This window comes from Mycolicibacterium sp. XJ2546 (assembly GCF_053483195.1).
This window is the reverse complement of sequence record NZ_JBEFRW010000006.1, coordinates 57572-78852: the sequence shown is the minus strand read 5'-3', so window position 1 is coordinate 78852 and position 21281 is coordinate 57572. Positions and strand designations below refer to the sequence as shown.

22 protein-coding genes are annotated in these 21281 nt (G+C 66.4%); 11 read left to right on the top strand and 11 right to left on the bottom strand.

Going from position 1 to position 21281, the window contains the following annotated elements; translation table 11 throughout:
• Nucleotides 1-210 precede the first annotated feature (210 nt).
• Genes ABQE44_RS12270 through ABQE44_RS12255 form a run of 4 tightly spaced genes read left to right on the top strand, consistent with a single transcriptional unit; the run spans nt 211 to nt 5818 of the window.
• The gene (locus ABQE44_RS12270; RefSeq protein WP_448430214.1) at nt 211-1305 is read left to right on the top strand and encodes an acyl-CoA dehydrogenase family protein; all 1095 of its coding nucleotides are present in this window, start codon (nt 211-213) and stop codon (nt 1303-1305) included.
• A gap of 1 nt (nt 1306) precedes the next feature.
• Nucleotides 1307-2494 carry an acyl-CoA dehydrogenase family protein gene (locus ABQE44_RS12265; protein ID WP_448430013.1) on the top strand — a complete coding sequence of 396 codons (1188 nt, stop codon included), beginning with the start codon at nt 1307-1309 and terminating at the stop codon, nt 2492-2494.
• A 6-nt stretch (nt 2495-2500) separates the two neighbouring features.
• The gene (locus ABQE44_RS12260) at nt 2501-4846 is read left to right on the top strand and encodes a CaiB/BaiF CoA-transferase family protein (RefSeq protein WP_448430011.1); all 2346 of its coding nucleotides are present in this window, start codon (nt 2501-2503) and stop codon (nt 4844-4846) included.
• Between the two features lie 39 nt (nt 4847-4885).
• Nucleotides 4886-5818 (top strand): LysR family transcriptional regulator, encoded by a 933-nt coding sequence (locus tag ABQE44_RS12255; RefSeq protein WP_448391625.1) that lies wholly within the window; start codon nt 4886-4888, stop codon nt 5816-5818.
• 4 nt (nt 5819-5822) lie between these two features.
• Here the strand turns inward: ABQE44_RS12255 and ABQE44_RS12250 are convergent, their stop codons facing one another.
• Complete coding sequence (locus tag ABQE44_RS12250) at nt 5823-6221, bottom strand: DUF302 domain-containing protein (RefSeq protein WP_448391624.1); 399 nt, start codon at nt 6219-6221, stop codon at nt 5823-5825.
• A gap of 32 nt (nt 6222-6253) precedes the next feature.
• Nucleotides 6254-6523: a metal-sensitive transcriptional regulator gene (locus tag ABQE44_RS12245; RefSeq protein ID WP_448391623.1), complete on the bottom strand. Its 270-nt coding sequence runs from the start codon at nt 6521-6523 to the stop codon at nt 6254-6256.
• A 206-nt stretch (nt 6524-6729) separates the two neighbouring features.
• Between ABQE44_RS12245 and ABQE44_RS12240 the strand changes: the two genes are divergently transcribed.
• Genes ABQE44_RS12240 through ABQE44_RS12230 form a run of 3 tightly spaced genes read left to right on the top strand, consistent with a single transcriptional unit; the run spans nt 6730 to nt 9049 of the window.
• Nucleotides 6730-6891 carry a DUF8730 family Cys-rich protein gene (locus tag ABQE44_RS12240; RefSeq protein ID WP_448391622.1) on the top strand — a complete coding sequence of 54 codons (162 nt, stop codon included), beginning with the start codon at nt 6730-6732 and terminating at the stop codon, nt 6889-6891.
• 17 nt (nt 6892-6908) lie between these two features.
• Nucleotides 6909-7682, top strand: coding sequence for a sulfite exporter TauE/SafE family protein (locus ABQE44_RS12235; protein WP_448391621.1), 774 nt, complete (start codon nt 6909-6911; stop codon nt 7680-7682).
• Between the two features lie 20 nt (nt 7683-7702).
• A complete protein-coding gene (locus ABQE44_RS12230; RefSeq protein WP_448430009.1) occupies nt 7703-9049 on the top strand; it encodes an MBL fold metallo-hydrolase in 1347 nt (448 codons plus the stop codon).
• A 42-nt stretch (nt 9050-9091) separates the two neighbouring features.
• Here ABQE44_RS12230 and trxA read toward each other — a convergent pair whose 3' ends face one another.
• The 3 genes from trxA to ABQE44_RS12215 are packed head-to-tail and all read right to left on the bottom strand — an operon-like array spanning nt 9092 to nt 12111.
• A complete protein-coding gene (gene trxA / locus ABQE44_RS12225; RefSeq protein ID WP_448430007.1) occupies nt 9092-9466 on the bottom strand; it encodes a thioredoxin in 375 nt (124 codons plus the stop codon).
• 37 nt (nt 9467-9503) lie between these two features.
• Nucleotides 9504-10703: an NAD(P)/FAD-dependent oxidoreductase gene (locus ABQE44_RS12220; RefSeq protein WP_448430005.1), complete on the bottom strand. Its 1200-nt coding sequence runs from the start codon at nt 10701-10703 to the stop codon at nt 9504-9506.
• 28 nt (nt 10704-10731) lie between these two features.
• Nucleotides 10732-12111 carry an MBL fold metallo-hydrolase gene (locus ABQE44_RS12215; protein WP_448430003.1) on the bottom strand — a complete coding sequence of 460 codons (1380 nt, stop codon included), beginning with the start codon at nt 12109-12111 and terminating at the stop codon, nt 10732-10734.
• 196 nt (nt 12112-12307) lie between these two features.
• Here ABQE44_RS12215 and ABQE44_RS12210 point away from each other — a divergent pair, with 196 nt between their 5' ends.
• Complete coding sequence (locus ABQE44_RS12210; protein WP_448430001.1) at nt 12308-12910, top strand: rhodanese-like domain-containing protein; 603 nt, start codon at nt 12308-12310, stop codon at nt 12908-12910.
• A complete protein-coding gene (locus tag ABQE44_RS12205; RefSeq protein WP_448429999.1) occupies nt 12907-13794 on the top strand; it encodes a sulfite exporter TauE/SafE family protein in 888 nt (295 codons plus the stop codon). Before ABQE44_RS12210 ends, ABQE44_RS12205 begins: the two co-directional genes overlap by 4 nt.
• A gap of 3 nt (nt 13795-13797) precedes the next feature.
• On the opposite strand, the gene ABQE44_RS12200 is transcribed toward ABQE44_RS12205, so the two are convergent.
• Together ABQE44_RS12200 and ABQE44_RS12195 are read right to left on the bottom strand one after the other, a co-directional pair.
• Nucleotides 13798-14175, bottom strand: a complete 378-nt coding sequence (locus ABQE44_RS12200) for a hypothetical protein (protein ID WP_448391614.1) — start codon at nt 14173-14175, stop codon at nt 13798-13800.
• 80 nt (nt 14176-14255) lie between these two features.
• Nucleotides 14256-15074, bottom strand: coding sequence for a formate/nitrite transporter family protein (locus ABQE44_RS12195; RefSeq protein WP_448429997.1), 819 nt, complete (start codon nt 15072-15074; stop codon nt 14256-14258).
• Between the two features lie 155 nt (nt 15075-15229).
• On the opposite strand from ABQE44_RS12195, the gene ABQE44_RS12190 reads away from it, so the two are divergent.
• Nucleotides 15230-16261 (top strand): fused (3R)-hydroxyacyl-ACP dehydratase subunits HadA/HadB, encoded by a 1032-nt coding sequence (locus tag ABQE44_RS12190; protein ID WP_448429995.1) that lies wholly within the window; start codon nt 15230-15232, stop codon nt 16259-16261.
• 10 nt (nt 16262-16271) lie between these two features.
• Here the strand turns inward: ABQE44_RS12190 and ABQE44_RS12185 are convergent, their stop codons facing one another.
• From ABQE44_RS12185 to ABQE44_RS12170, 4 genes are all read right to left on the bottom strand, one after another.
• Nucleotides 16272-16550 (bottom strand): DUF732 domain-containing protein, encoded by a 279-nt coding sequence (locus ABQE44_RS12185; RefSeq protein ID WP_448429993.1) that lies wholly within the window; start codon nt 16548-16550, stop codon nt 16272-16274.
• Nucleotides 16551-16628: 78 nt separating this feature from the next.
• The gene (locus ABQE44_RS12180; protein ID WP_448429991.1) at nt 16629-17294 is read right to left on the bottom strand and encodes a class I SAM-dependent methyltransferase; all 666 of its coding nucleotides are present in this window, start codon (nt 17292-17294) and stop codon (nt 16629-16631) included.
• A 13-nt stretch (nt 17295-17307) separates the two neighbouring features.
• The gene (locus ABQE44_RS12175; protein WP_448429989.1) at nt 17308-18699 is read right to left on the bottom strand and encodes an alanine/glycine:cation symporter family protein; all 1392 of its coding nucleotides are present in this window, start codon (nt 18697-18699) and stop codon (nt 17308-17310) included.
• Nucleotides 18700-19017: 318 nt separating this feature from the next.
• Entirely contained in the window at nt 19018-19887 is an 870-nt protein-coding gene (locus tag ABQE44_RS12170; protein WP_448391602.1) for an acyl-CoA thioesterase, read from the bottom strand.
• A 114-nt stretch (nt 19888-20001) separates the two neighbouring features.
• Between ABQE44_RS12170 and ABQE44_RS12165 the strand changes: the two genes are divergently transcribed.
• On the top strand, nt 20002-21279 hold the full coding sequence (locus tag ABQE44_RS12165) for a DUF8462 domain-containing protein (RefSeq protein ID WP_448391601.1): 1278 nt from the start codon (nt 20002-20004) through the stop codon (nt 21277-21279).
• The last annotated feature ends 2 nt before the right edge of the window (nt 21280-21281 follow it).

Below are 21281 nucleotides of genomic sequence, written 5' to 3'. Positions count from 1 at the left end.
ATTCGACCACCTGCACGCTGCCCTGCCCCGCTGGTCGGTCGACGACACCGGCACCCGGTGCCTGCACCGGTGACGACCACCCGCGCGGCGGCCGAAGCGGTGATCGGCGCGCATGTGCCGTTCGGAAACCCGTCGGTGTCCCGATTCGTGATTTACACCCCGCCGCCCGGCACCGAGTATGGACGCAATATGCCAGGAGAGGCGGGGTCGATGACGATCAGCGTGGCCGAACGCGCGGAACTGCGCACGGCAGTCGGCGAGCTGCTGCGCGATAAGTGCACCGAGGACGACGTGCGCCGCGTGATGAGCTCCGAGGAGGGATTCGACCGGGAGCTGTGGCGCCAACTCGGCGACCAGGGCGTGCTCGGCATGCTCGTCGACGCCGACCATGGCGGGCTCGGGTTCGGCGCGCTGGAACTCGAAGCCGTCGCCGAGGAGACCGGGGCGGCGCTGACGCCCGCACCGTTCATCTCCAGCGCGGTGCTGACCGTCGCGCTGATCCAGGCCGCCGGCTCCGACGACGACAAGCAGCGGCTGCTGCCGGGACTGGCCGACGGCACGTCGATCGGCACGGTCGCACTCACCGGTCCGGCCGGCTCCTGGACTGAAGCCGGCGTCGACGTCGTCGCCGCTGCCGACGGCACCCTGACCAGCGCCGCGCACTACGTCACCTGGGGTCAGGTCGCCGACGTCGTGCTCGTCGTGGCGCGCACCGACGACGGCGTCGGTGTGTTCGAGGTCAGCGCCGACGCGCCCGGTTTCGCCCGCACGGCCGAAACGGTTTTCGACCCGACCGTGCGGCTTTCCACGTTCGCCTTCTCGGGTACGCCCGCGCGGCGGCTCGGCGGCGCCGGGTGGGATGCCGTACAGCAGGCACTGGACTACGCCGTCATCGCCTCGGCCGGCGAACAGGTGGGCGGGGCCCGACGCATCTTCGACATGACGGTCGAATACCTCAAGACCCGTGTGCAGTTCGGCCGCCAGATCGGCAGCTTCCAGGCGCTCAAACATCTGGCCGCCGATCTGCTGCTCGAAGTCGAAAACGCCACATCGGCCGCCCAGCACGCCGCCGCCGAGACCGCCTTGCACAGCGACACCGCGGGCGGCGCCGTCGCCTTGGCGGGTTTCACCTGCGCCGATGCCTACGAGACCATCGCGATGAACGCCATCCAGATGCACGGCGGGATCGCCTTCACCTGGGAGCACCCCGCCCACCTGTTCCTGCGCCGGGCGCGCACCGGCACGCAACTCTTCGGTGGCTCACACCTGCACCGCGAGCGCTACCTCGTCTCGAAAGGCGCCTGACATGACCACACTGCCCACCGTCGACGAGTTACGCACCGAAGTCCGGGAATGGCTCAGCGCCAACTGGGTTCCGCTACCCAAGTCCCACGACCCGTGGGTGTCGTCACCGGAGCGCATCGCCTGGTTGGAAAAGGTGCTCGACGCCGGCTACGCGGTGCCGACCTATCCCGCCGAATGGTTCGGACGCGGTTATCCCGGTGAGCTCGCAACCGTCATCGGGCAGGAGTTCTCCGCACTGAAGGCGCCGGGCTCGCGGCAGGACAAGTACAACATCCCGGCCAACACCGCGCTCAAACTCGGCACCGAGACGCTCAAGCGGGATCTGCTGCGCGACTTTCTAATCGAACGCTCCCGCACCTGCCTGCTCTACAGCGAGCCCGGCGCCGGTTCGGACCTGGCGGCCGTGCGCACCACCGCCGTCAAGGACGGCGACCAGTGGGTGGTCAACGGGCAGAAGGTGTGGACGTCGGGCGCGCTGAGCGCCGGCTACGCGCTGCTGCTGGCCCGCACCGACTGGGACGTGCCCAAACACAACGGGCTGAGCCTGTTCGTCATGCCGATGAAGCAGCCCGGCATCGAGGTCCGCCCGCTGGTGCAGATCACCGGCGAGTCGCACTTCAACGAGGTGTTCATCAACGACGCCACCGTCCCCGACGAGTATTTGCTCGGCGGCGAAGGCCACGGCTGGCGCGCGCTGCAGACCGCGCTGGCCTACGAGCGTTCGATCATGGGCGACACCGGCCGCGGATCGCGTAACCGCAAGGCTGACAGCCTGATCGAACTCGCCCGCGAACACGGCGTCCTCGACGACGCTGCCGTGCGCTACCCCCTGGCCACGGTGCTGGCGCTGCGTGAGCTCAACAAGCTCAACAACGCGCGCGCGAAAGCGGCCGCCACGCAGGGCACGTCGAGCTCGATCATGTCGCTGGGCAAGCTCGCGATGTCACGGATTCTGCACACCGAGGCGGCGATGAAGACCCGGATCATCGGTGCCCAGTCGCTGTTGGCAGGCCCCGACAACCCGGTCGCCGACGACGTCAACTTCCTTACGCTCAACGCGTACTTCACCTCGATCGGCGGGGGCACCGACCAGATCCAGCGCAACATCATCGGCGAGCGGGTGCTCGGGCTGCCCAAGGAACCCGAGACCGACCGCGACATTCCGTTCCGCCGGGCCCGCCGGAGTTGACCCGGGGTGTCCCAGACGTCCGTTGCCGTTTACGATCCGCCGCTGCTGGGTTTGCGGATTTTCGATCTGACGTCGGGGCCGATGACGGCCCTCGGACGGCTGTTCGCCGATCTCGGCGCGCACGTCACGGTGCTGCGCGTGGCCGGTGTCAGCGACGACGAGGTGGTCGGCCCGGACATCGGCGGCGTGCCCGTGCAGACCGCGATCAACCGCCACGGCATGGCGATTATCGACGTAGACGGTGGCGAGTTCGAACGACTGCTGCCCGATTGCGATATCCTCATCGAGAACACCGGCCCCGGCTCACCCGCCGAAGCGTCGCTGGCGGTGCACGAAATCCGCCGCAGGCACCCCGCGCTGGTGATCCTGTCGCTCAGCGACTTCGGCCGCGACACCGCCTACCGCACTTGGCAGGGCACGGGCCCGGTGTTCCATGCGCTCTCCAGTGAACTGTCGCGGTCGGGCATACCAGGGCGCGAGCCGCTCATACCGCCGGCCGAGTTGCCCTATCACGTGGCCGCCGCACAGGCCGCGGTGATGACGCTTGCGGTGTATGTGGACCGCCTGCGCACCGGCGAGGGAGACCTGATCGACTTCTCGATCCTCGAAGGGGCGATGCAGACCCTCGACCCGCCGTTCGGGTCGGCGGGAAGTGCGTCGGCGGGCGTCGCGGTCAGTGCGCAGCAACGGGATTGGAACGCCGAACAGCAGCGCTATCCGATCATCGCATGCAAGGACGGTCACGTCCGCATCTGCATTCTGGCCAAACGCCAGTGGCGGGGCATGTTCAGGTGGCTGGGCAGCCCCGAAGAATTCGCCGATCCGTCGTTCGACAAGCTCGGAAAGCGCTTCCATTCCCCGCAGCTGCTCGCGGCCATCGCGCGGTTCTGCGCCGACAAGACCCGGGCCGAACTCGAGGCACAGGGGCAGGCCCACGGTGTGCCCACCGCGGCGGTGCTCACCCTGTCCGAGGCATTGACGGCCGAACACTTCGGCGCGCGCGGGTTTTTCCGCGACGTGGAGTTGGCGCCCGGGGTGGTGGCGCCCGTCCCCGTCGGTGTCAGCGAGGTCGACGGTCACCGCGCCAGCGCGCTCAACGCGCCGTCGTCGCCGGATGTGCGTCTGACCGCCGCACCGGTGTTGGCGGCCCGCGAGCGCCGCGGCGAGGGTCTGCCGCTGGAGGGCGTCCGCGTCCTGGATCTCGGCGTCATCGTGGTCGGGGCCGACACCGGGCGGGTGTTCGGCGATCTCGGTGCCGACGTCGTCAAGATCGAACACTCGGCCCATCCGGACGGGCTGCGGGTCGGCAAGTTGACGACCATGACCCAGCCGTTCGCCGCGGGGCACCGCAACAAACGCTCGATCGGGCTCGATCTGCGCACGGCCGAGGGACGCGTGCTCGCACATCGCCTGGTCGAGACCGCCGACGTGGTGCTGACGAACTTCAAGCCCGGCGTCGCCGAAACGCTGGGAGTGGACTACGCGACGCTGCGGCGAATCAATCCCGGCGTCGTCGTGGTGGACAGTTCGGCGTTCGGGCCGAACGGGCCGTGGGCCAAGCGGCTTGGGTACGGACCGCTGGTGCGAGCCGCGGTCGGGTTCACCAACCTGTGGGTCTACCCCGGCGAATCCGAAACCTTCTGCGACACCGTCACCGTCTACCCCGACCACGTCGCCGCCCGGATTGGCGCGTTGTCCGCGATGGCGCTGCTGCTGCGCCGGGAACGCACCGGCGAAGGCGGTTCGGCGAGCATCGCGCAGGCAGAGGTGATGCTCAGCCACGTCGCCGCCGATATCGCCGCCGAAACGCTGCAGCGCGCCGGGCACCCACGCTCCGACCGGGACCGCGGTACGCCGTGGGGTTTGTTCCCCACCGCAGGCACCGACAAATGGATCGCGATCACCGTGCGCGACGATGCCGACCGTCAGGCGTTGCGCTGGGTGTTGGGCATTCCCGGCGACGGGGAGGTGGGTGCCGACGCGGTGCGCGCCTGGACCGCCCGGCATTCCCCGACCGAGGCGATGGACAAACTGCAGGCCGCAGGCGTGCCCGCGGGTGCCGTTCTGCATGCGGACGAACTGCCGTCGTGGCCGTACTACGAGCAACGCCGTGCGTTCCGCGAGGAGCTTCACCCGCACGGAAACGTGCCGTTCTTGATGGAGAACGTGCAGCTCCACTGCGACCATGTGGCCGATCCGCCGTTGCGCCAGGCGCCGCTGATCGGTGAGCAGACCGCCGAGATCGCCGAAGAACTGCTGGGCCTCACGCCGTCGGAGATCGCCGCGCTGCACGAACGCGGGGTGCTCGAGAGCACGGCCGGGGCTAGGCGGGGTGCGCCGCTCATCTCGTAGCATGCGGGGTACACGGCATCCCGTTCGAGACCGGCAGGAATGGACATCGACTTCACCAGGCTCAGGTACTTCGTCGCCGTCGCCGACGAACTGCATTTCAAGCGGGCCGCCGACAAGTTGCTGATCACCCCGCCGCCGCTGAGCAAGCAGATCAAGATCCTCGAGAAGGAACTCGGCGGAGCGCTGTTCGAACGCGGTTACCACGAGGTGCGCCTGACCCCGCTCGGCGAGAAGCTGATCGGTCCCGCCCGTGAGATCCTGTGCCGGGTCGAGGATTTCAAAGCCACCGCCGAAGAAGGGGCGGGTGGCTCGGCTCCGATTCGGTTGAGCGCCACGGCCTATGCACCGTCGGACCTGCTCGCACAACTGGAGACGGTGCTGGGTGAACTGCGGCGCCCGACCGAGTTCAGCATGCCGGGGTCCGGCACCGAGGTCGCCGCCAAGCTGATCGCCGGGCATGCCGAACTGGGTCTGATCCACCTGCCCGCCAACGACAAACGGCTGCGCCACAAGGTGGTGGCCAGCTACCAGGGCGCGGTCGCGGTTCGGTTCGACGATCCCCTCGCCACCAAGGACCTGGTCGCGATCGAGGAGTTGCGTGAGCGGGAGGTTGTCATCGACTTCGCCCGGCCCAACCCGGTGGTGCTGGCCGGTTTGACCCGCAGGCTCAACAGCCGGGGTGTGCACCGCATCGTGCGCACGACCAACCAGCGCGGCGGTGAACTCGAAATGGCCACCCAGGTTTTCAACCGGCAGCTCATCGCGCTGGTGAGCTATGCCCCCGACTCGTTCATCGGCAAGATGTTCTCCCCGCCGGAGTTCAAGCTCATTCCGATCGACGAAAGCAACTGGGCGCCGGCACGTATCGCGTTGGCGTGGGCGCCCGAGCGGCTGCGCGGCAGGCTCGAGGAGATCGAGTCGGCCGTCGAGCAGATCGCCGACCGGCTTGGACCCGTACACCGCGGCGCCTGAGCGGTCACTTGGCCAACGCGTCGATGACCGCTTTCAGCTTGCTGCCGACTTCCTCCGCAACTGGTTTCATGCCGGGTTCATCGGTGACGTCGACCAGCACCTGTGGATTCATCGCCTCGACGAGGGTGGTGTCCGGGTCGTCGGGATCGCTGCGCACCACGACGTTGCACGGCAGCAGTAAACCGATTTGACGTTGCACGCCAATGGCGCGGTGCGCCAGCGGCGGATTGCACGCGCCGAGGATGAGGTAGTTCTCCATGTCTTCACCGAGCTTGTTCTTCAACGTCGCCGTCACGTCGATTTCGGTCAACACACCGAACCCCTGCTCCGCCAGCGCCTCACGGGTGCGGGCGACGGCGTCGTCGAACGACGTCTTGAGGCTCGTGGCCAACGCCATGGTCATGATGACTCCTTTGTCTTTGTCACTCCGAACGGTCAGGCCAGGGCGAGGAAGAGCTTTTCCAGTTCCGCCTCGGTCATGGGCCTTTCATTCCCCTCATGGTCGCCGGCTATGCATTCGCGTAAACCTGTCGCGACGATCTTGAAACCGGCGCGGTCGAGTGCCCGTGACACCGCCGCGAGTTGGGTCACGACGTCCTTGCACTCGCGGCCCTGCTCGATCATCGAGATCACGCCAGCGAGCTGTCCTTGTGCGCGACGCAGCCGGTTCAGCACCGCATCGATGGATTCCTGGTCACCGACCATCTCTCTGTCCTTCCACTAGAAGTCCTACATTACCCGTGGGGGTATGTTTAGCCCAGTTCAACGTCGACCCCAGTGACCAGAATTCCCCGACGGGCTCCGCACCGCACCGTGCGGCCATGCCTTGGAAATAATCCCTCCGCCACGTAGGGTATATACCCATAGGGGTATATACCCTAAACGGTGTCAACACAGGAAAGGGTTCGGCAATGTGTTACCCAGTTCAATGCCCGACCTGCGGTAAGACGACGTGGGACGGCTGCGGCGAGCATGTCGACGACGTGCTGCGGTCGGTGCCGGCCGTGCAACAGTGCCGGTGTGAGCGGGTCACCAAGCCGCCGCGGCCCGCAGGCGGATTCTGGCGCCGGTAGCGGGTACAGGACCTTATATGGCGTTGGCGGCAGGCGTCGGCCTCGGTGCGCTGATCGGCGTACTGCTAGGACTGCTCGGCGGCGGGGGCTCGATACTCGCCGTTCCAGCACTGGTCTACGGGATGAATCTCGGCATCGAACAGGCCATCCCGATCTCGCTGGTCGTCGTCGCCACCGCATCTGCCGTGGGTGTGCTCCCGAAAATCCGTGCCAGACAGGTTCGGTGGCGGATGGCCGGCATCTTCGCCGCGGCAGGTGTTCCCGCGACCGTTCTCGGCAGCGCAATCAGCAGGCACCTGCCCGAACCGGCACTGCTGATCGGTTTCGCGGCGGTGATGGTGGTTGCCGGCATCCGCATGTTGGCCGACCAGGGCAATACCGGCACCGCATGTGAAGTCCGAGCGGGACAGGTCAACTGGCGCCGTTGTCTACCACGGTCGATCGGGGCGGGCCTTCTGGTCGGCGTGCTGACCGGATTGTTCGGTGTCGGTGGCGGCTTCCTCATCATCCCGGCGCTCGTGGTCGTTCTCGGCGTCGAAATGTCGACGGCGATCGGCACGTCGCTGCTGATCATCGTCGCCAACTCGGTAGCCGGGATCTTCTCCCATCTCGAGGGCCTCAGCGTCGACTGGTCGGTCGCGGGGGTCTTCGTCGCCGCCGCGATGGTTGCCTCGCTGGTCACCGGATACTTCGGCACCAAGGTCGACACCGACCGCCTGCAGCGCTGGTTCGCGTACCTCGTCTTCGTCGTCGCCGCATTCGTGCTCGTCGACACGATCTTCTTACGTTGACCGCAGAAAGGGAAAATTTCATGGACGTCTCGATCATCGAAACCTCCGGCCTCGGAGACCGTAGCTATCTGATCAGCCACGGTGGTGTCGCCGTGGCGATCGATCCGCAGCGCGACATCGACCGGGTGCTCACCCTCGCCGACGAACGCAAGGCCCGTATCACCCATGTCTTGGAAACGCACCTGCACAATGACTATGTGACCGGGGGGCTCGAGTTGTCGCGCACCGTCGGTGCCGAGTACGTGGTGCCGGCGGGCGACGACGTGAACTATCCCCGTCGTCCCGTCACCGACGGCGACATCGTCGACGCGGGCCCCATCCGATTGGAGGCGATGCACACTCCCGGACACACCCATCATCACATCAGTTATGTGCTCCGCGACGACGCCGGCGCTACCCACGGGGTCTTCACCGGGGGGTCAATGTTGTTCGGTACCACCGGACGCACCGACCTGATCGGCGCCGACTCCACCCGCGAGCTCACCCACGCGCAATTTCACTCCGTACGCAGGCTCGCCGAGCGGCTGCCCGCCGAGACGCCGATCTACCCAACCCACGGTTTCGGCAGCTTTTGTTCGGCCACACCGGCTTCCGGTGACGAATCGACCATCGGCGAACAACGGCACACCAACCCGGCACTCACACAGGACGAGCAGAGCTTCGTCGATGAACTGCTGGCCGGGCTCTCCGCCTACCCCGCGTACTACGCGCACATGGGCGTCATCAACAGTGCGGGGCCGGCGCCCGTCGACCTGACGCCGCCCGAACCGATCGACCCCCAGGAACTTCGGCGTCGTCTCGAGGCGGGTGAGTGGGTGGTCGATCTTCGCAACCGAACAGCCTTCGCGGCCGGGCATCTGCAGGGATCGTTGGGTTTTGAACTGTCGGGCTCGTTCGTCAGCTACTTCGGCTGGCTCTACCAATGGGGTGCCCCGGTGACGCTGATCGGCGAATCTCCCGAGCAAATCAGCGACGCCAAGCGCGAGCTGGTACGGATCGGAGTCGACCGGTTGACGGGAGCAGCCACCGGAGACATCGATGCGCTGAGTGACGGCACCCCGGTCGGCTCGTATCCGGTCGCGGACTTCGACGCGCTGGCCGAACTTGGGACGGAGGCGGTGACGGTGCTCGACGTGCGCCAGCGCCACGAGTACGAGGAGGAGCGTGTCTCGGGCGCTATGAACATTCCGCTGCATGAACTTCCGGCACGACTCGATGATGTCCCTGCGTCTAGGGTGTGGGTGCATTGCGCGTCCGGCTACCGGTCCTCAATCGCGGCGTCGTTCCTCGCCCGCGCCGGCCGAGATGTCGTACTCATCGACGACGACTTCGAAAATGCCGGTAACGCAGGCTTGACGGTCAAGTAAGTTCGGACACCCCGGGGCCGCCGACGACGTAACCGGCTGGACCTAACCCAGCGACGCCGCCTTCCGCGCGGCGATCTTGGCGCGGACCTCCGCCATGTCGAGCGTCTTCACCCGGGTGATCAGGTCCTCGAGCGCCGCCGGATGCATCGCTCCCGGCTGGCTGTACACCAGCACACCGTCGCGAAACGCCATGACCGTCGGGATCGATCGGATCTCCAGCGTGGCGGCCAGGTCGAGCTCGGCTTGCGTGTCGACCTTGGCGTGCACGACGTCCGGGTGCGCCGCTGAGGAGCGCTCGAAGACCGGGGCGAAAGCGCGGCACGGGCCGCACCACGACGCCCAGAAGTCCACCAGCACAATCGGATTCTCGACGATGGTGGACTCGAAGTCGTCGTAGGTCAGGTTCTTGGTTGCCATGATCGTTTCCTTTCGTTGTTTCCGGAGGTACCAACTTCTACGCGAGGCCCTTGAGCATCAGATTCCAGTACATGAACGGCAGCCCGTATTTCTTGAGATACCAGTAACTTCGGTGGGGTTTGGTGGGGTCGAGCAGCGGGAACGAGGGGGTGATGTTCAGGTCGTAGTCGAACTCCGCGAGCAGCATCGCGTGCGAGGACGTGACGATCGGACATGACCCGTAACCGTTGTATGAGGCGTTCAGTGGTCGTCCCGCCAGGAACGCCTCGACGTTGTCGACGACGACCGGGGCCTGTTTGCGGATTGCGGCACCGGTTTTTGAGTTCGGTGAGGATCCTGCGTCTCCGAGGCTGAACACGTTGGGGTAACGCACGTGTTGCATGGTGTGCTTGTCGATTTCGACGTAACCGCCTGCGGCACCGGTCGACAGCGGACTGGACTTGATCCAGTCCGGCGCCGACTGACGCGGTACGGCGTGCAACACGTCGTAGGGCAGCATGGTGTCGGCTCCCCCGCCGCCCGTCGCCGTCACGCCTACTTTGTGCGCTGCGGCGTCGACGGAGGTCACTTCTGCGTTGGTGTGCACGGTGATTCCGTAGTCGGCCGCAATCGCATCGAGATTGTCGGCGATCGCCGGAATTCCGAACAGCCGCGGTGTCGGCACCACCAGGTGCACGTCGATGTCGGAGAGCACGCCCTGGGACCGCCAGTAGTCGCTGGCCAGATAGGCGATCTTCTGCGGTGCTCCGGCGCATTTGATCGGTCCCGATGGCATCGTGAATACCGCTGTGCCCGAACGTAGGTTCCTGATGAACTCCCAGGTACGTGGGGCCAGGTCGAAGCGGTAGTTCGACGACACCCCGTTGGAGCCGAGCGCGTCCGCCAACCCCTCGGTGTGGTCCCAGTCCAGCTGGATGCCGGGACTGACCACGAGCACGTCGTACTCATAGATCGCGCCGTCAGCACAGCTGACCGTGTTGTTGTCGGGGTCCACTGCCGCTGCCGTGTTCTTGATCCAGGTCGCTTTCCGGGGCATGACGGAGGCCTCGGGCCGTGCCGTGGCCGACGCCTTTGCCTGCCCGCCGCCGACCAGCGTCCACAGTGGTTGGTAGTAGTGCGTGTCGGACGGTTCGATGACGGCGACGTCGGAGTGGCCGCGCCGAAGCAGGCGCGCGGCCACCGAGATTCCGGCGGTGCCGCCGCCGACGATCACGATCTGGTGCTTCGCGGTAACCATGCGTTCTGTTCCTCTCAGGTTCGTCGGCTCAGGCGTTCTGCCGGGATTCCGCCCAGGCGCCGAACCCGCCCAGGATGTCGCTGACGTCAGGGAACCCGTTGTGCCGCAACAGGCTTGCTGCCACCGATGACCGGTAGCCGCCCGCACAGTAGACGACGGTCGGCTTGGCCGGATCCAGCTCGCCGAGGCGGGCCGGTAGCTGCCCCACCGGGATCTCGACCGCATTCGGGATCGTCCCCGCGGCGGCCTCACCCGGATTGCGAACGTCGACGATCTGCAGGTTGGCCAGCTGGGCCGCGCGCTCGTCGAACGCCCTGGCCGTCAGCCGGGAGGCCATCTGCACGTCGTCCTGGTGGTTGAACATCGCCTCGAACGGGCGGTCCAGGTAGCCGATCACCCGGTCGAAGCCGATCCGCGCCAACCGGGTCTTGGCTTCTAGTTCGTGGCCGGGTTCGGTGAACAACACGATGTCGACGTCGGTGGGCACCACCGATCCCGCGTATTCGGCGTAGCGGCCTTCGAGCCCGACGTTGATCGCGCCGCGCAGGTGCCCCAGCGCGAACTCTTCCGGTCCACGCCCATCCACCAGCAGCGCGCCCGCATTCATCGCCTCGCGCACCTGCTCGTAGCTCATCGCCGACGGCATCTTGGTCTCGTCCAACAGATCCCGGTCCTTGCGGTTGAGGATCGCGTCATAGACGAAGTAGCTCGGTGCCGGCGGCTGCCCTTCGGTGACCAACGCCATGAAGGTTTCCTTGTCGGGAGCCCGCAGCGCGTAGTTCGTCTCCTTCTGCTCGCCGATCGTCGACCACAGATCGGTAGACAGGTTCTTGCCGCAGGCCGAACCCGCGCCGTGGGCGGGATACACCCGGGTGGCGTCGGGCAGGGTCATCAGCTTGTTGTGCAGCGAGTCATAGAGCTTGTCTGCCAACTCCTCTCGGGTGAAACCGATCGAGGCCAACAGGTCCGGGCGGCCCACGTCGCCGATGAACAGCGCGTCCCCGGTCAGCACCCCGTAAGGCACCTCGTCGTCGGGATGTTCGTAGACGACGATGCTCAGCGACTCGGGCGTGTGGCCGGGGGTATGCCGGAACTCCAGCGTCACCTCACCCAGCGAGTAGCGCTCGCCGTCGGCCACGCCCATCGACTCGAACTCGGTCTCGGCGACCGAGGAGTACACGATCTTGGCGCCGGCGGCCTTGGCAAGCTCCAGATGGCCGGACAGGAAGTCGGCGTGGAAGTGCGTTTCGATGACGAGCTCGATGGTGTACCCGCACTTCTTCGCATCGGAGAGGTACTCGGCCACGTCGCGCTGGGGATCGACAACCACCGCGCGGCCGGTGGTTTCGTCGGCGATCAGGTACGACGCGTGCGACAGGCAGTCCAAGTAGTACTGGATGAACTTCATGGCGGCGGTCCTTTCATTTCGGTGCTCCGGGCCGTCTGACCATCAGACTGCCGATACCCCTGTGGGTATGTCAAGTACCCTACGGGGTATATGTATTCCCGCTTGCTGATACCCCGTGGGGTATGTGTACGATGGCGTTCAGGATACCCCCGGTGGTATTTCCGCAACGGGCCCCGCCATCGAAAGGACGCCAAACATGACCGCACCAATGACCATCGACTGCCAGGACCTCAGCCAGCTGCTGGCATCGGACGCCCCTCCGCGGGTGCTCGATGTCCGCACCCCGGGCGAGTTCGAGACCGCCCATATCGCCGGGGCCTACAACGTGCCGCTGGACCTGCTGCGCGAACATCGCGACGAGATCAGCCGGCACCTGGACCAAGACGTCGTCCTGGTCTGCCGCTCGGGTCAGCGCGCCGCCCAGGCGGAGCAGACCCTGCGCGACGCGGGGCTGACCAACGTGCACATCCTCGCCGGCGGCATCACCGCCTGGGAAGCCAAGGGATTCGTGGTCAACCGCGGCGCCGAACGTTGGGATCTTGAACGACAGGTCCGTCTGGTCGCGGGCGGCCTCGTGGTCTCCAGCATCCTGGGCAGCGTCGCCGTGCCGAGGCTCAAGTGGCTGGCCGGCGCCATCGGCGGCGGCCTCACCTTCGCGGCGCTGTCCAACACCTGCGCGATGGGCATGCTGCTTTCGAAGCTGCCCTACAACCGCGGGGCCTCCTGCGACGCTCAAACGATCGTGGCCCAGCTCGTCGACAAGCGCGCTGCGGACGAAAAGCAGGGTGGCCGGTCATGATTGGACTGGCAGTCGGCCTGGCCGTCTTCGTCGGCGTCGCGCTGGGGTTGCTCGGCGGCGGAGGCTCAATCCTGACCGTTCCGCTGCTGGCCTACGTGGCCGGGATGGACGCCAAACAGGCGATCGCCACCTCGCTTCTGGTCGTGGGCGTCACGAGCGTGATCGGTGCGATCTCGCACGCACGGGCCGGGCGGGTGCAATGGCGCACCGGCCTGATCTTCGGCGGGGCGGGCATGGCCGGCGCCTACGCGGGCGGGCTGCTGGCCCGCTACATCTCGGGCACCGTCTTGCTCATCGGGTTCGCGGTGATGATGGTCGCCACGGCGGTCGCCATGCTACGCGGCCGGAAGAACCTCGGGCCCGGCACCGGTGACCGCCGCCTGCCGGTACCCAAGATCTTGGCCGAAGGTCTGGTGGTGGGCCTGGTCACCGGTCTGGTCGGCGCCGGCGGCGGATTCCTCGTGGTGCCCGCCCTGGCCCTGCTCGGTGGTTTGCCGATGCCGGTGGCCGTGGGCACCTCGCTGGTCGTGATCGCGATGAAGTCGTTCGCGGGTCTGGGCGGCTACCTGTCCAGCGTGCAGATCGACTGGAGTGTCGCATTTGCGGTGACTGCGGCGGCCGTGGCGGGTTCGCTCATCGGCGCCCGACTGACCGCAATGGTCAACCCCGACGTGCTCCGAAAAGCCTTCGGCTGGTTCGTGCTCGCGATGTCCTCGGTCATCCTGGGCCAGGAGATCCACCCGAGCGTCGGACTAGCGGCCGCGGCGCTCACCGCGCTCGCCGGGATCGCGACGCTGGCCTGTACCCGCCTGCAGATCTGCCCGCTGCGACGGCTCACCGGTGCGGCCGCACCCGCGCTGAATACGGCCAGCCCGGCACCGTGACGATCAGAACTGGTTGCAGGTGTCCAGCACGGTCCTCATGGTGGCGATCTTCGCCTGGCCCTCCGGGGAGTTCTTCCATTCGTCCCATTTGGCGCGCTTCTCGGGGCTGATCTCCGGCTTGTTCGCCCGCTTCTCTTCCATCTTCGCGTGGCGCTCCTCGACGGACAGGTTGAGGATCCGCTCGAACTTGCCCATCTTTTCCGGGTTGGCGGCGAGGTCGGGGGCGTGCTGCTGGGCGGCCGCCTGGAACTGCGGGAAGCTGCAGGTGGTGTTGAGCAGCTTGTCGTGGGGTTCTGCGACGGCGGTGCCGGCGCCGAACAACAGGCCGGCGGTGGCCAACCCTGCGAACGTCGCGATCAATGGGGTGCGGATGGCAGCCAAGTCGATGTCCCTTCTCGTCGGCGTGATCTTGAACCTCCCACGAGTTAACCAGATGCCGCATAAGACCAGGTCAAAGCCACTCAGGACGCCTCGGCTTCGTCCCGCTCGTCCTGCAGGCGGTCCTTGCTGCGCAACGCGCGCAGCAGCGTGACGAGCAGTAATCCGCCGATGACGTTGCCGATGGCCGTGTAGCCGAACCATTTGAGCCAATCGAGGTGGCCGAACGGCGCATGACCCGTGATCAGCGCTCCGAAGATCAGCAGCGAATCCAGGATCGAATGAAACAGTTGCAGTCCGGCGAGCAGAAACCCTCCCGCGACGGCCGCGGCGATCTTGCCGAACGTCGAATCGGTGCCGTGCTGCATGCGCGTCATCAACGTGATGACCATTCCGCCGAGCAACGACAGCGCCGCCGTCTCGGCTGACAGCGGGGCGGTGGCGAAGTGGGTAGCCGACTCGATCGTCTGCGCATGCAATTTCGGGTACGCGGTCATGATCAGCCACATGATCACCCAGCCCCCGGCGAGGTTGGCGATCAGCGTGCCGCCCCACAGCTTGAGCAGCTGCCGGACGCTGGCGCGCTTGGCGGCGACCGTGGTGACCGGCACCAGAAAGCCCTCGGTGAACAGCTCGCTGCGGCCGAGCAGCAGTGCCAGGAAGCCGATCGAGAAGGCAATTCCGGCGAGCAGGTGGTTGTCCGTTGCGGCCAACACCGACAGATAGGCGAGGATGCCGACGGCCACCTCGGTGCCCCCGAAGAAGCCGGTGACCAGCACTTCGCGCCAGCTGCGATGCAAACGTTGCGTGCCTTCCCCCAGCATCCGCTGGAACGCGCCCTCCAACTCGTCCTCGATGGGACTGTCCGACTCACCTAGCTCACGCTGGCTGGTTTTGCTCACGGGTGATCCTCCCGCTCGGATGACGCGGCAATCGCGAATACCCGTAGTCGGTGACTTCGAAGCGCCCACGGCGCAACCGGGCCACCGCGACACCGGGCGTTAGGGTGCTTTGGTCGGCCACCGCGAACCAGCCGATAGAAGAGTTGAGCAATTTCATGACCACAGCAGCAGAATCGTCGGCGCTCGAAGCCAGGATCGGCCACTACTACCAGATGGACGGCACCTATCTGGTCGGCCGGGAGAAGGTGCGCGAGTACGCCCGCGCGGTGCAGGACTATCACCCCGCGCACTGGGACGTCGCCGCCGCCGCTGAGCTGGGCTATTCGGGGCTGGTGGCACCGCTGACGTTCACCTCGGCGCCCGGGATGTCCTGCAACCGCCACATGTTCGAGCAGGTGGTCGTCGGCTACGACACCTACCTGCAGACCGAGGAGGTCTTCGAGCAGCACCGCCCGATCGTGGCCGGTGACGAATTGAAGGTCGACGTCGAGCTGACCTCGGTGCGCCGGATCGCAGGCCGGGACATGATCACCGTGACCAACACCTTCACCGACACCGCGGGCGAGCGGGTGCACACGCTGCACACCACCGTCGTCGGCGTCACCGCCGAGGATCTCAACCCGGAGGTCAAGACGGCGGTGCAGAAGGCGATGATGCACGACGTGGACTTCTCCGGCGTCAGCACGCTGGATTCGGCGTACCACAAGACGGTGCGCCCCGAGGGCGAGATCCGGATCGCCGAAGCGGGCATGACCCGCACGCCGGGCACACCGTCCTTCGATGAGGTGAACGTCGGGGACGAACTGCCGGTGCGCCACACCCGGCTCTCCCGCGGCGATCTGGTGAACTACGCCGGGGTGGCCGGTGACGCCAACCCGATTCACTGGGACGAGGAGATCGCCAAGCTGGCCGGGCTGCCCGATGTGATCGCCCACGGCATGCTCACGATGGGGTTGGGTGCCGGGTTCGTCTCCGCCTGGTCCGGAGATCCGGGGGCGGTCACGCGTTACGCGGTGCGACTTTCGGCGCCGGCGATCGTATCGGCCAAAGAGGGCGCCGACATCGAGTTCAGCGGACGGATCAAATCGCTGGACCCGCAGACCCGCTCCGGAGTCGTCGTGGTCGCGGCGAAGTCGGCCGGAAAGAAGATCTTCGGCCTGGCGACGATGAACATCCGCTTCCGTTGAGACGAAGCGATCAGCACAGGTTTCGTTGCGCGGCGCTCAGGATGTCCATCGCTACGCCGGTCGCCACACCCAGGTCCTCCCGAATCATGATGACGACGTCGGGTGCCAGCACACCGGAGTTGGTGGCCGCGCACGCCCGGTGGCCCAGCGAGAGCAGCGGATCGGCTTGCAGGTACGTATAGCGTTCCTGCAAGCCTTCCAGGTATTCGTCTTCTGTCGCGCCGGCGGGAGCGGCAAAAAGTACTGCGAGGGCCGCGGTCGCCATCCCAAGATGCATCAACGGAAACATGTGAGCCACCATCGCTAGTGTCAGATTCCAGTCGCCAGACCTCGATGATAGGCGCCGATGCGTTCGCCCGCGGTTACTTCAGCAAACATCCTTGTGCGCGCTGAGCAAGAACCCGGGCATCATCAGCATGCCGTCGGGGCTGCGTTTCACGTTGGACATCTCAACGGTGTCGTCACACATTGGTATGTCGTTGCCGTACAACGTCGCCGGTCGCACCTCGTCGACGATCCAGCGGGTCGCGAGGGTGTCGCGCAGTTCATCGGCAGTAAAACCGTTGGGCCCGGGCCCGTCGTGGCCGAAAGGTCGAACGGCGAAGGCCAGGACGAACAACGCGGCGCCGGGCGCGGCCGCCCGATGAATCGCCTCGACATAACCCTGCCTGCTCTCGACCGGCAACGTATGCAGGCACCCGCTGTCCAGCACGGTGTTGAACCGGCCGTCGTAGCCACCAAAGTCGGTGATGTCGGCTTGGGCGAACGTGGCTGAGGTCAGCCCCCGCTCGGTTGCCGCCGCCGTGGCGGCGGCGACAGCGGTCGGGCTCGCGTCCAGGCCGACGACCCGATAGCCCTGTGCCGCCAACGCCAGTGACAGTTCCGCGTGTCCGCAGCCGGCATCCAGAACCTCGCTGCGCACCTTGCCCTGTTCGATCAGCGCCGCCAGTTCGGGCTGGGGCGCGCCGATACTCCACGGCGGCAAGGTGTTCTGCCGATAGACCTCGTCCCAGTCCAGCTGCGGTTCGGTCATTGTCGTCCTCTCCTCACACCCCGCTACGCGTGCGCATGTCCTCCGCATGCTCCTCGCCCCTGAAGTAGGCCCGGGTCTCGCGGTAGACCAAAGGCGACAGGATGACCAAGCCGATCAGGTTGGGCAGCGCCATCAGACCGTTCATGACGTCGGAGAAGGTCCACACCGTCTGCAGAGCCGTGGTTGCGCCGATGTAGATCACGATGATGAACAGGATCCGGTATGGGACCACCGCCTTGCGTCCGAACAGGTACTCCACGCACCGCTCGCCGTAGTAGGACCAGCCGAGCAGGGTCGAGAACGCGAAGAAGATCACGCTGAGCGTGACGATGATGCTCCCCCAGGTGCCGGGTAGACCTTCGGCGAATGCGCGCGCGGTGAAACTGGCGGCCTCGTCGGCGCCCGCTTCCTTCCACACGCCGGTGACGATGATCGTCAGCGCGGTGAAGCTCACCACCACCAGCGTGTCGATGAAAGTCTGCGTCATTGACACGAGCGCTTGCCGGACCGGATGGGTGGTCCGTGCCGCCGCCGCGGCGATGCCTCCGGTCCCCAGCCCGGACTCGTTGGAGAAGATGCCACGCGCGACGCCATACCGAATCGCCGCTGCGACGGCGGCTCCCGCGAAACCTCCGGTGGCCGAGGTGCCCGTGAACGCGTCGGTGAAGATCAGCCCCAAGGCGCCAGGCACCTCGCCGATGTTGAAGGCGAGCAAGGCTGCCGCCCCGAGGATGTAGATGACGATCATCACCGGGACGAACAGGCTGGTCACTCGGCCGATGCTCTTGATGCCACCGAGGATGACCGCGGCCGCCAGCACCACGATGACCGCGCCGGTGATCGGTGCGGCCACACCCCACTCTTCGTTGACGTTGGCCGCGACGGTGTTGGCCTGGGTCATGTTGCCGATGCCGAACGCGGCCAGCGCCCCTGCGACCGCGAAGAACCCGCCGAGGAAGATGCCCAGCGGCCCCTTGATGCCGCGCCGCAGGTAGTGCATCGGACCGCCGGACTGCTCACCGGCGGCGTCGGTGCGGCGGAACTTCACGCCGAGAAAAGCTTCGCTGTACTTGGTCGCCATACCGACCATGCCGGTGAACCACATCCAGAACACCGCCCCGGGTCCGCCGAGCGCGATCGCGGTTGCGACGCCGGCGATGTTGCCGACGCCGACGGTGGCGGCCAGGGCGGTCGACAGCGCCTGGTAGTGCGAGATGTCGCCTTCGGCGCCTAGGTCCTTACGCTTGACGAACGCCAGCCAGAACGCCAACCGGAACCGGCGCACCTGGATCCCGCGCAACAGCACCGTGAGATACAGGCCGGTCAGCAGCAGGAGCGGGATCAACAGCCACGGACCCCAGATGAAGCTGCTGGCATCGCCGAGAAGGTTGTCGAGAGTCGTCATCACACCGCCGCAATCGCATCAGACATCGGACTGGTGAAACGGTAATGCACCGGCGCGACTCGGGCACGCCGTCCGGCCATGGGGTGCGGGTGATTCGCGGTGACGGATGCGGGTATTCCTGTGCATCGATACCCGATGCTGAAGGGGACCCATGACGTCACCAGACTCGAACGACACCGAAGGGCAGCAGGATTCGTCCGGAACGGACGTTCCGCATGCGAACCCCGCATATTCGACTCCGCCGCCTGAGGGACTGCCCGACGCAGAGGATTAGTTGCAATGCAGCGATTTGTGGTGCCGCACCCGCGCCAGCCGCGGCTAACGCTCCACAAATCGCTGATCTCGGCCGAAATAGAGCTCCTGGGTTGCAATGCACACGAGTTGACCCGCCCGGTTGTACATCGTGGACGTGGTCAGACCACGACCGGCAATACCGCTGGCCGAGAACTGGTCCGAAAGCACCCAATCCGACAAGTCCACCGGCCGGTGAAACCACAGCGCGTGGTCGATCAGCGCGTTGAACGTGCCGATCGGGGTGGCGCGCCGCATCACGAGGGCAGCCTCGAGCATCGTGGTGCCCGACAGATACGTCAGCAGGCAACTGTGCAGAATCTCGTCGACGGGAACAGGTTCGGCGGGGCGCCACCACATGCGCAGCCGCGGAGACGGTTCGGGCAACTCGAGCGCAAGGCGCGGCGGCGCGTCGACGTAGCGCAGCTCGAACGGCTGCGGGCGCACCCAGTGGCCACTGAATTCGTCTGCGTAGCTTGACAACTGCTCCTGCACCGGAGCCAGTCGATCCGGGTCGCTTACCGCCGGCATCGGTACCTGGTAGTCCAGCGAGTTGACCGGTTCGCTCAGCGAGACCAATGCTTCGAGCAGGATGTGGCCGTCCTGCGTGGCGGTCACCTGCCGCGTGGACAGGGTGCCGCCGTCACGCGCGGGATCCACGCGCAGTTCGACGGGGTGGCGGGCATCGCCCGCGCGTACGTAGTAGACGTGCACGCTGTGCGGAACGCGCCCGGGCGCGGTCCGGCTGGCCGCCATCAACGCCTGGCCCGCGATATGGCCGCCGACGATGTGGTGCGCGGGGTTGTCGAGTTGGGTGGCGAGAAACAGGTGGTCCTCGCGGCGCTCCACCTCGAGGGTGGCGATGATCTCGGCCAACGACGGCGAACGGTAGGTCACCGTGGCATCATGCCGCAGCCGAACTGCGCGGGATCTGTCGAGCCGGTCCCGGTCTGCGCCTATACTCACCTATACAGGAACCAATCTATAGGTGAATCTAGGTGATCGTCGCTCATGGAGGGCAGCGTCTACACGCCGGGAGCCGGCCATTCCCCCCGTGTTCTGGCCGGACGCGACGCCTTGCTGCAGGACTTCGAGCTCATGCTCAACGATGTGTCGGTCCAGGGCCGTGTCCGAGCGCAGGACATCATCTTGGCCGGTCCCCGGGGCGTCGGCAAGACCGTCACTGTGACGGCCTATGGCACGCTGGCCTCCAGCACCGGCTACGAAGTCGTGAACCTTCAGGCCGTCGCCGGGCAGGCAGGGCTCGTCGATTCGCTCCTGCATAGGGCAACCGGCAAGCTGCAAGCTGGCGCCGGTCCCTGGCAGCGGGCAAAGAAGGCGTTCGATCGGCTTGCCGGCGTCAACGTTGGCGCGGCAGGTTTCACTGCCGGGTTCACCACCCGTTCGCCAGAAGAAGGCCGATTGCCGCCTACCGATGCCGGCACGCTGGCGGAGGCATTACTGACCGTCGCCGCCGAAGTCCGCAAGGACCGGCCCAATGGCGGGCTGCTCATCACACTGGACGAGCTGCAGGTTGCCTCGCCCGCCGATCTGGCACTGCTCGCAGCCACACTGCACCGGCTCAACGTCGATCACCCCGAAGCCGCTGTCGTCTTCACCGGGACCGGGCTCCCGCACACGCCGGAGGCGCTTCGAAAGGCCGGCGTCACCCACCCGGACCGCCTGTTCATGTTGGAGCCGCTACCGCTCACCCTCAAGGCCGAGGACGCCGCGTACGCCATCGTGGAACCCGCGCGTCGCGTCGGCATCAGCTGGCAACCCGAGGCGGTCGAACGCATCGTGACGGCCAGCAACGGCTATCCGGCGCACCTGCAGCTCTTCGCCCACGCGACGTGGACAGTCGCGCCCGGGCCCAGCATCGTCACACTCGACGACGTCGAAATGGCATTGCCAAGAGCGGCTGCTCACTTGGAGCAACGCAGCCTCGGTCCCCGCTGGGATCGCATGCCGGACCGGCAAATGGAGTTCCTTGCCGCCCTCGCCCTGTGCGGGGGTCGCGCCACCACCGCACAGCTCGCGCGCATCCTCGGCCGGACCAGCCAGGAACTTTCCTGGATACGCCAGGCTCTCATCGAAGAAGGTGACGTATTCGCGCCAAAACGAGGTCAACTATGTCTGACTGTGCCTCTGATGGCCCCGTTTGTGCTGGCCCGCTACGAACAGGCGCGCCGCGACACCGGAGACGACGACGTCATCCTCAGCCTGGAATCCATGCGGGATAACGGCGGCATCGGCACGCCAGTATTGGACTCCGATCGCCGATCGTGACA

Bases quoted from the DNA above. Each gene is read 5' to 3' on its own strand.
- ABQE44_RS12245 (WP_448391623.1), bottom strand. From the start codon at position 6,523: ATGGTCGGTGACCAGGAATCCATCGATGCGGTGCTGAACCGGCTGCGT.
- ABQE44_RS12270 (WP_448430214.1), top strand. From the start codon at position 211: ATGACGATCAGCGTGGCCGAACGCGCGGAACTGCGCACGGCAGTCGGC.
- ABQE44_RS12190 (WP_448429995.1), top strand. From the start codon at position 15,230: ATGACCACAGCAGCAGAATCGTCGGCGCTCGAAGCCAGGATCGGCCAC.
- ABQE44_RS12210 (WP_448430001.1), top strand. From the start codon at position 12,308: ATGACCGCACCAATGACCATCGACTGCCAGGACCTCAGCCAGCTGCTG.
- ABQE44_RS12205 (WP_448429999.1), top strand. From the start codon at position 12,907: ATGATTGGACTGGCAGTCGGCCTGGCCGTCTTCGTCGGCGTCGCGCTG.
- ABQE44_RS12180 (WP_448429991.1), bottom strand. From the start codon at position 17,294: ATGACCGAACCGCAGCTGGACTGGGACGAGGTCTATCGGCAGAACACC.
- trxA (WP_448430007.1), bottom strand. From the start codon at position 9,466: ATGGCAACCAAGAACCTGACCTACGACGACTTCGAGTCCACCATCGTC.
- ABQE44_RS12255 (WP_448391625.1), top strand. From the start codon at position 4,886: ATGGACATCGACTTCACCAGGCTCAGGTACTTCGTCGCCGTCGCCGAC.
- ABQE44_RS12265 (WP_448430013.1), top strand. From the start codon at position 1,307: ATGACCACACTGCCCACCGTCGACGAGTTACGCACCGAAGTCCGGGAA.
- ABQE44_RS12230 (WP_448430009.1), top strand. From the start codon at position 7,703: ATGGACGTCTCGATCATCGAAACCTCCGGCCTCGGAGACCGTAGCTAT.
- ABQE44_RS12215 (WP_448430003.1), bottom strand. From the start codon at position 12,111: ATGAAGTTCATCCAGTACTACTTGGACTGCCTGTCGCACGCGTCGTAC.
- ABQE44_RS12240 (WP_448391622.1), top strand. From the start codon at position 6,730: ATGTGTTACCCAGTTCAATGCCCGACCTGCGGTAAGACGACGTGGGAC.
- ABQE44_RS12165 (WP_448391601.1), top strand. From the start codon at position 20,002: ATGGAGGGCAGCGTCTACACGCCGGGAGCCGGCCATTCCCCCCGTGTT.
- ABQE44_RS12175 (WP_448429989.1), bottom strand. From the start codon at position 18,699: ATGACGACTCTCGACAACCTTCTCGGCGATGCCAGCAGCTTCATCTGG.
- ABQE44_RS12185 (WP_448429993.1), bottom strand. From the start codon at position 16,550: ATGTTTCCGTTGATGCATCTTGGGATGGCGACCGCGGCCCTCGCAGTA.
- ABQE44_RS12250 (WP_448391624.1), bottom strand. From the start codon at position 6,221: ATGACCATGGCGTTGGCCACGAGCCTCAAGACGTCGTTCGACGACGCC.
- ABQE44_RS12235 (WP_448391621.1), top strand. From the start codon at position 6,909: ATGGCGTTGGCGGCAGGCGTCGGCCTCGGTGCGCTGATCGGCGTACTG.
- ABQE44_RS12220 (WP_448430005.1), bottom strand. From the start codon at position 10,703: ATGGTTACCGCGAAGCACCAGATCGTGATCGTCGGCGGCGGCACCGCC.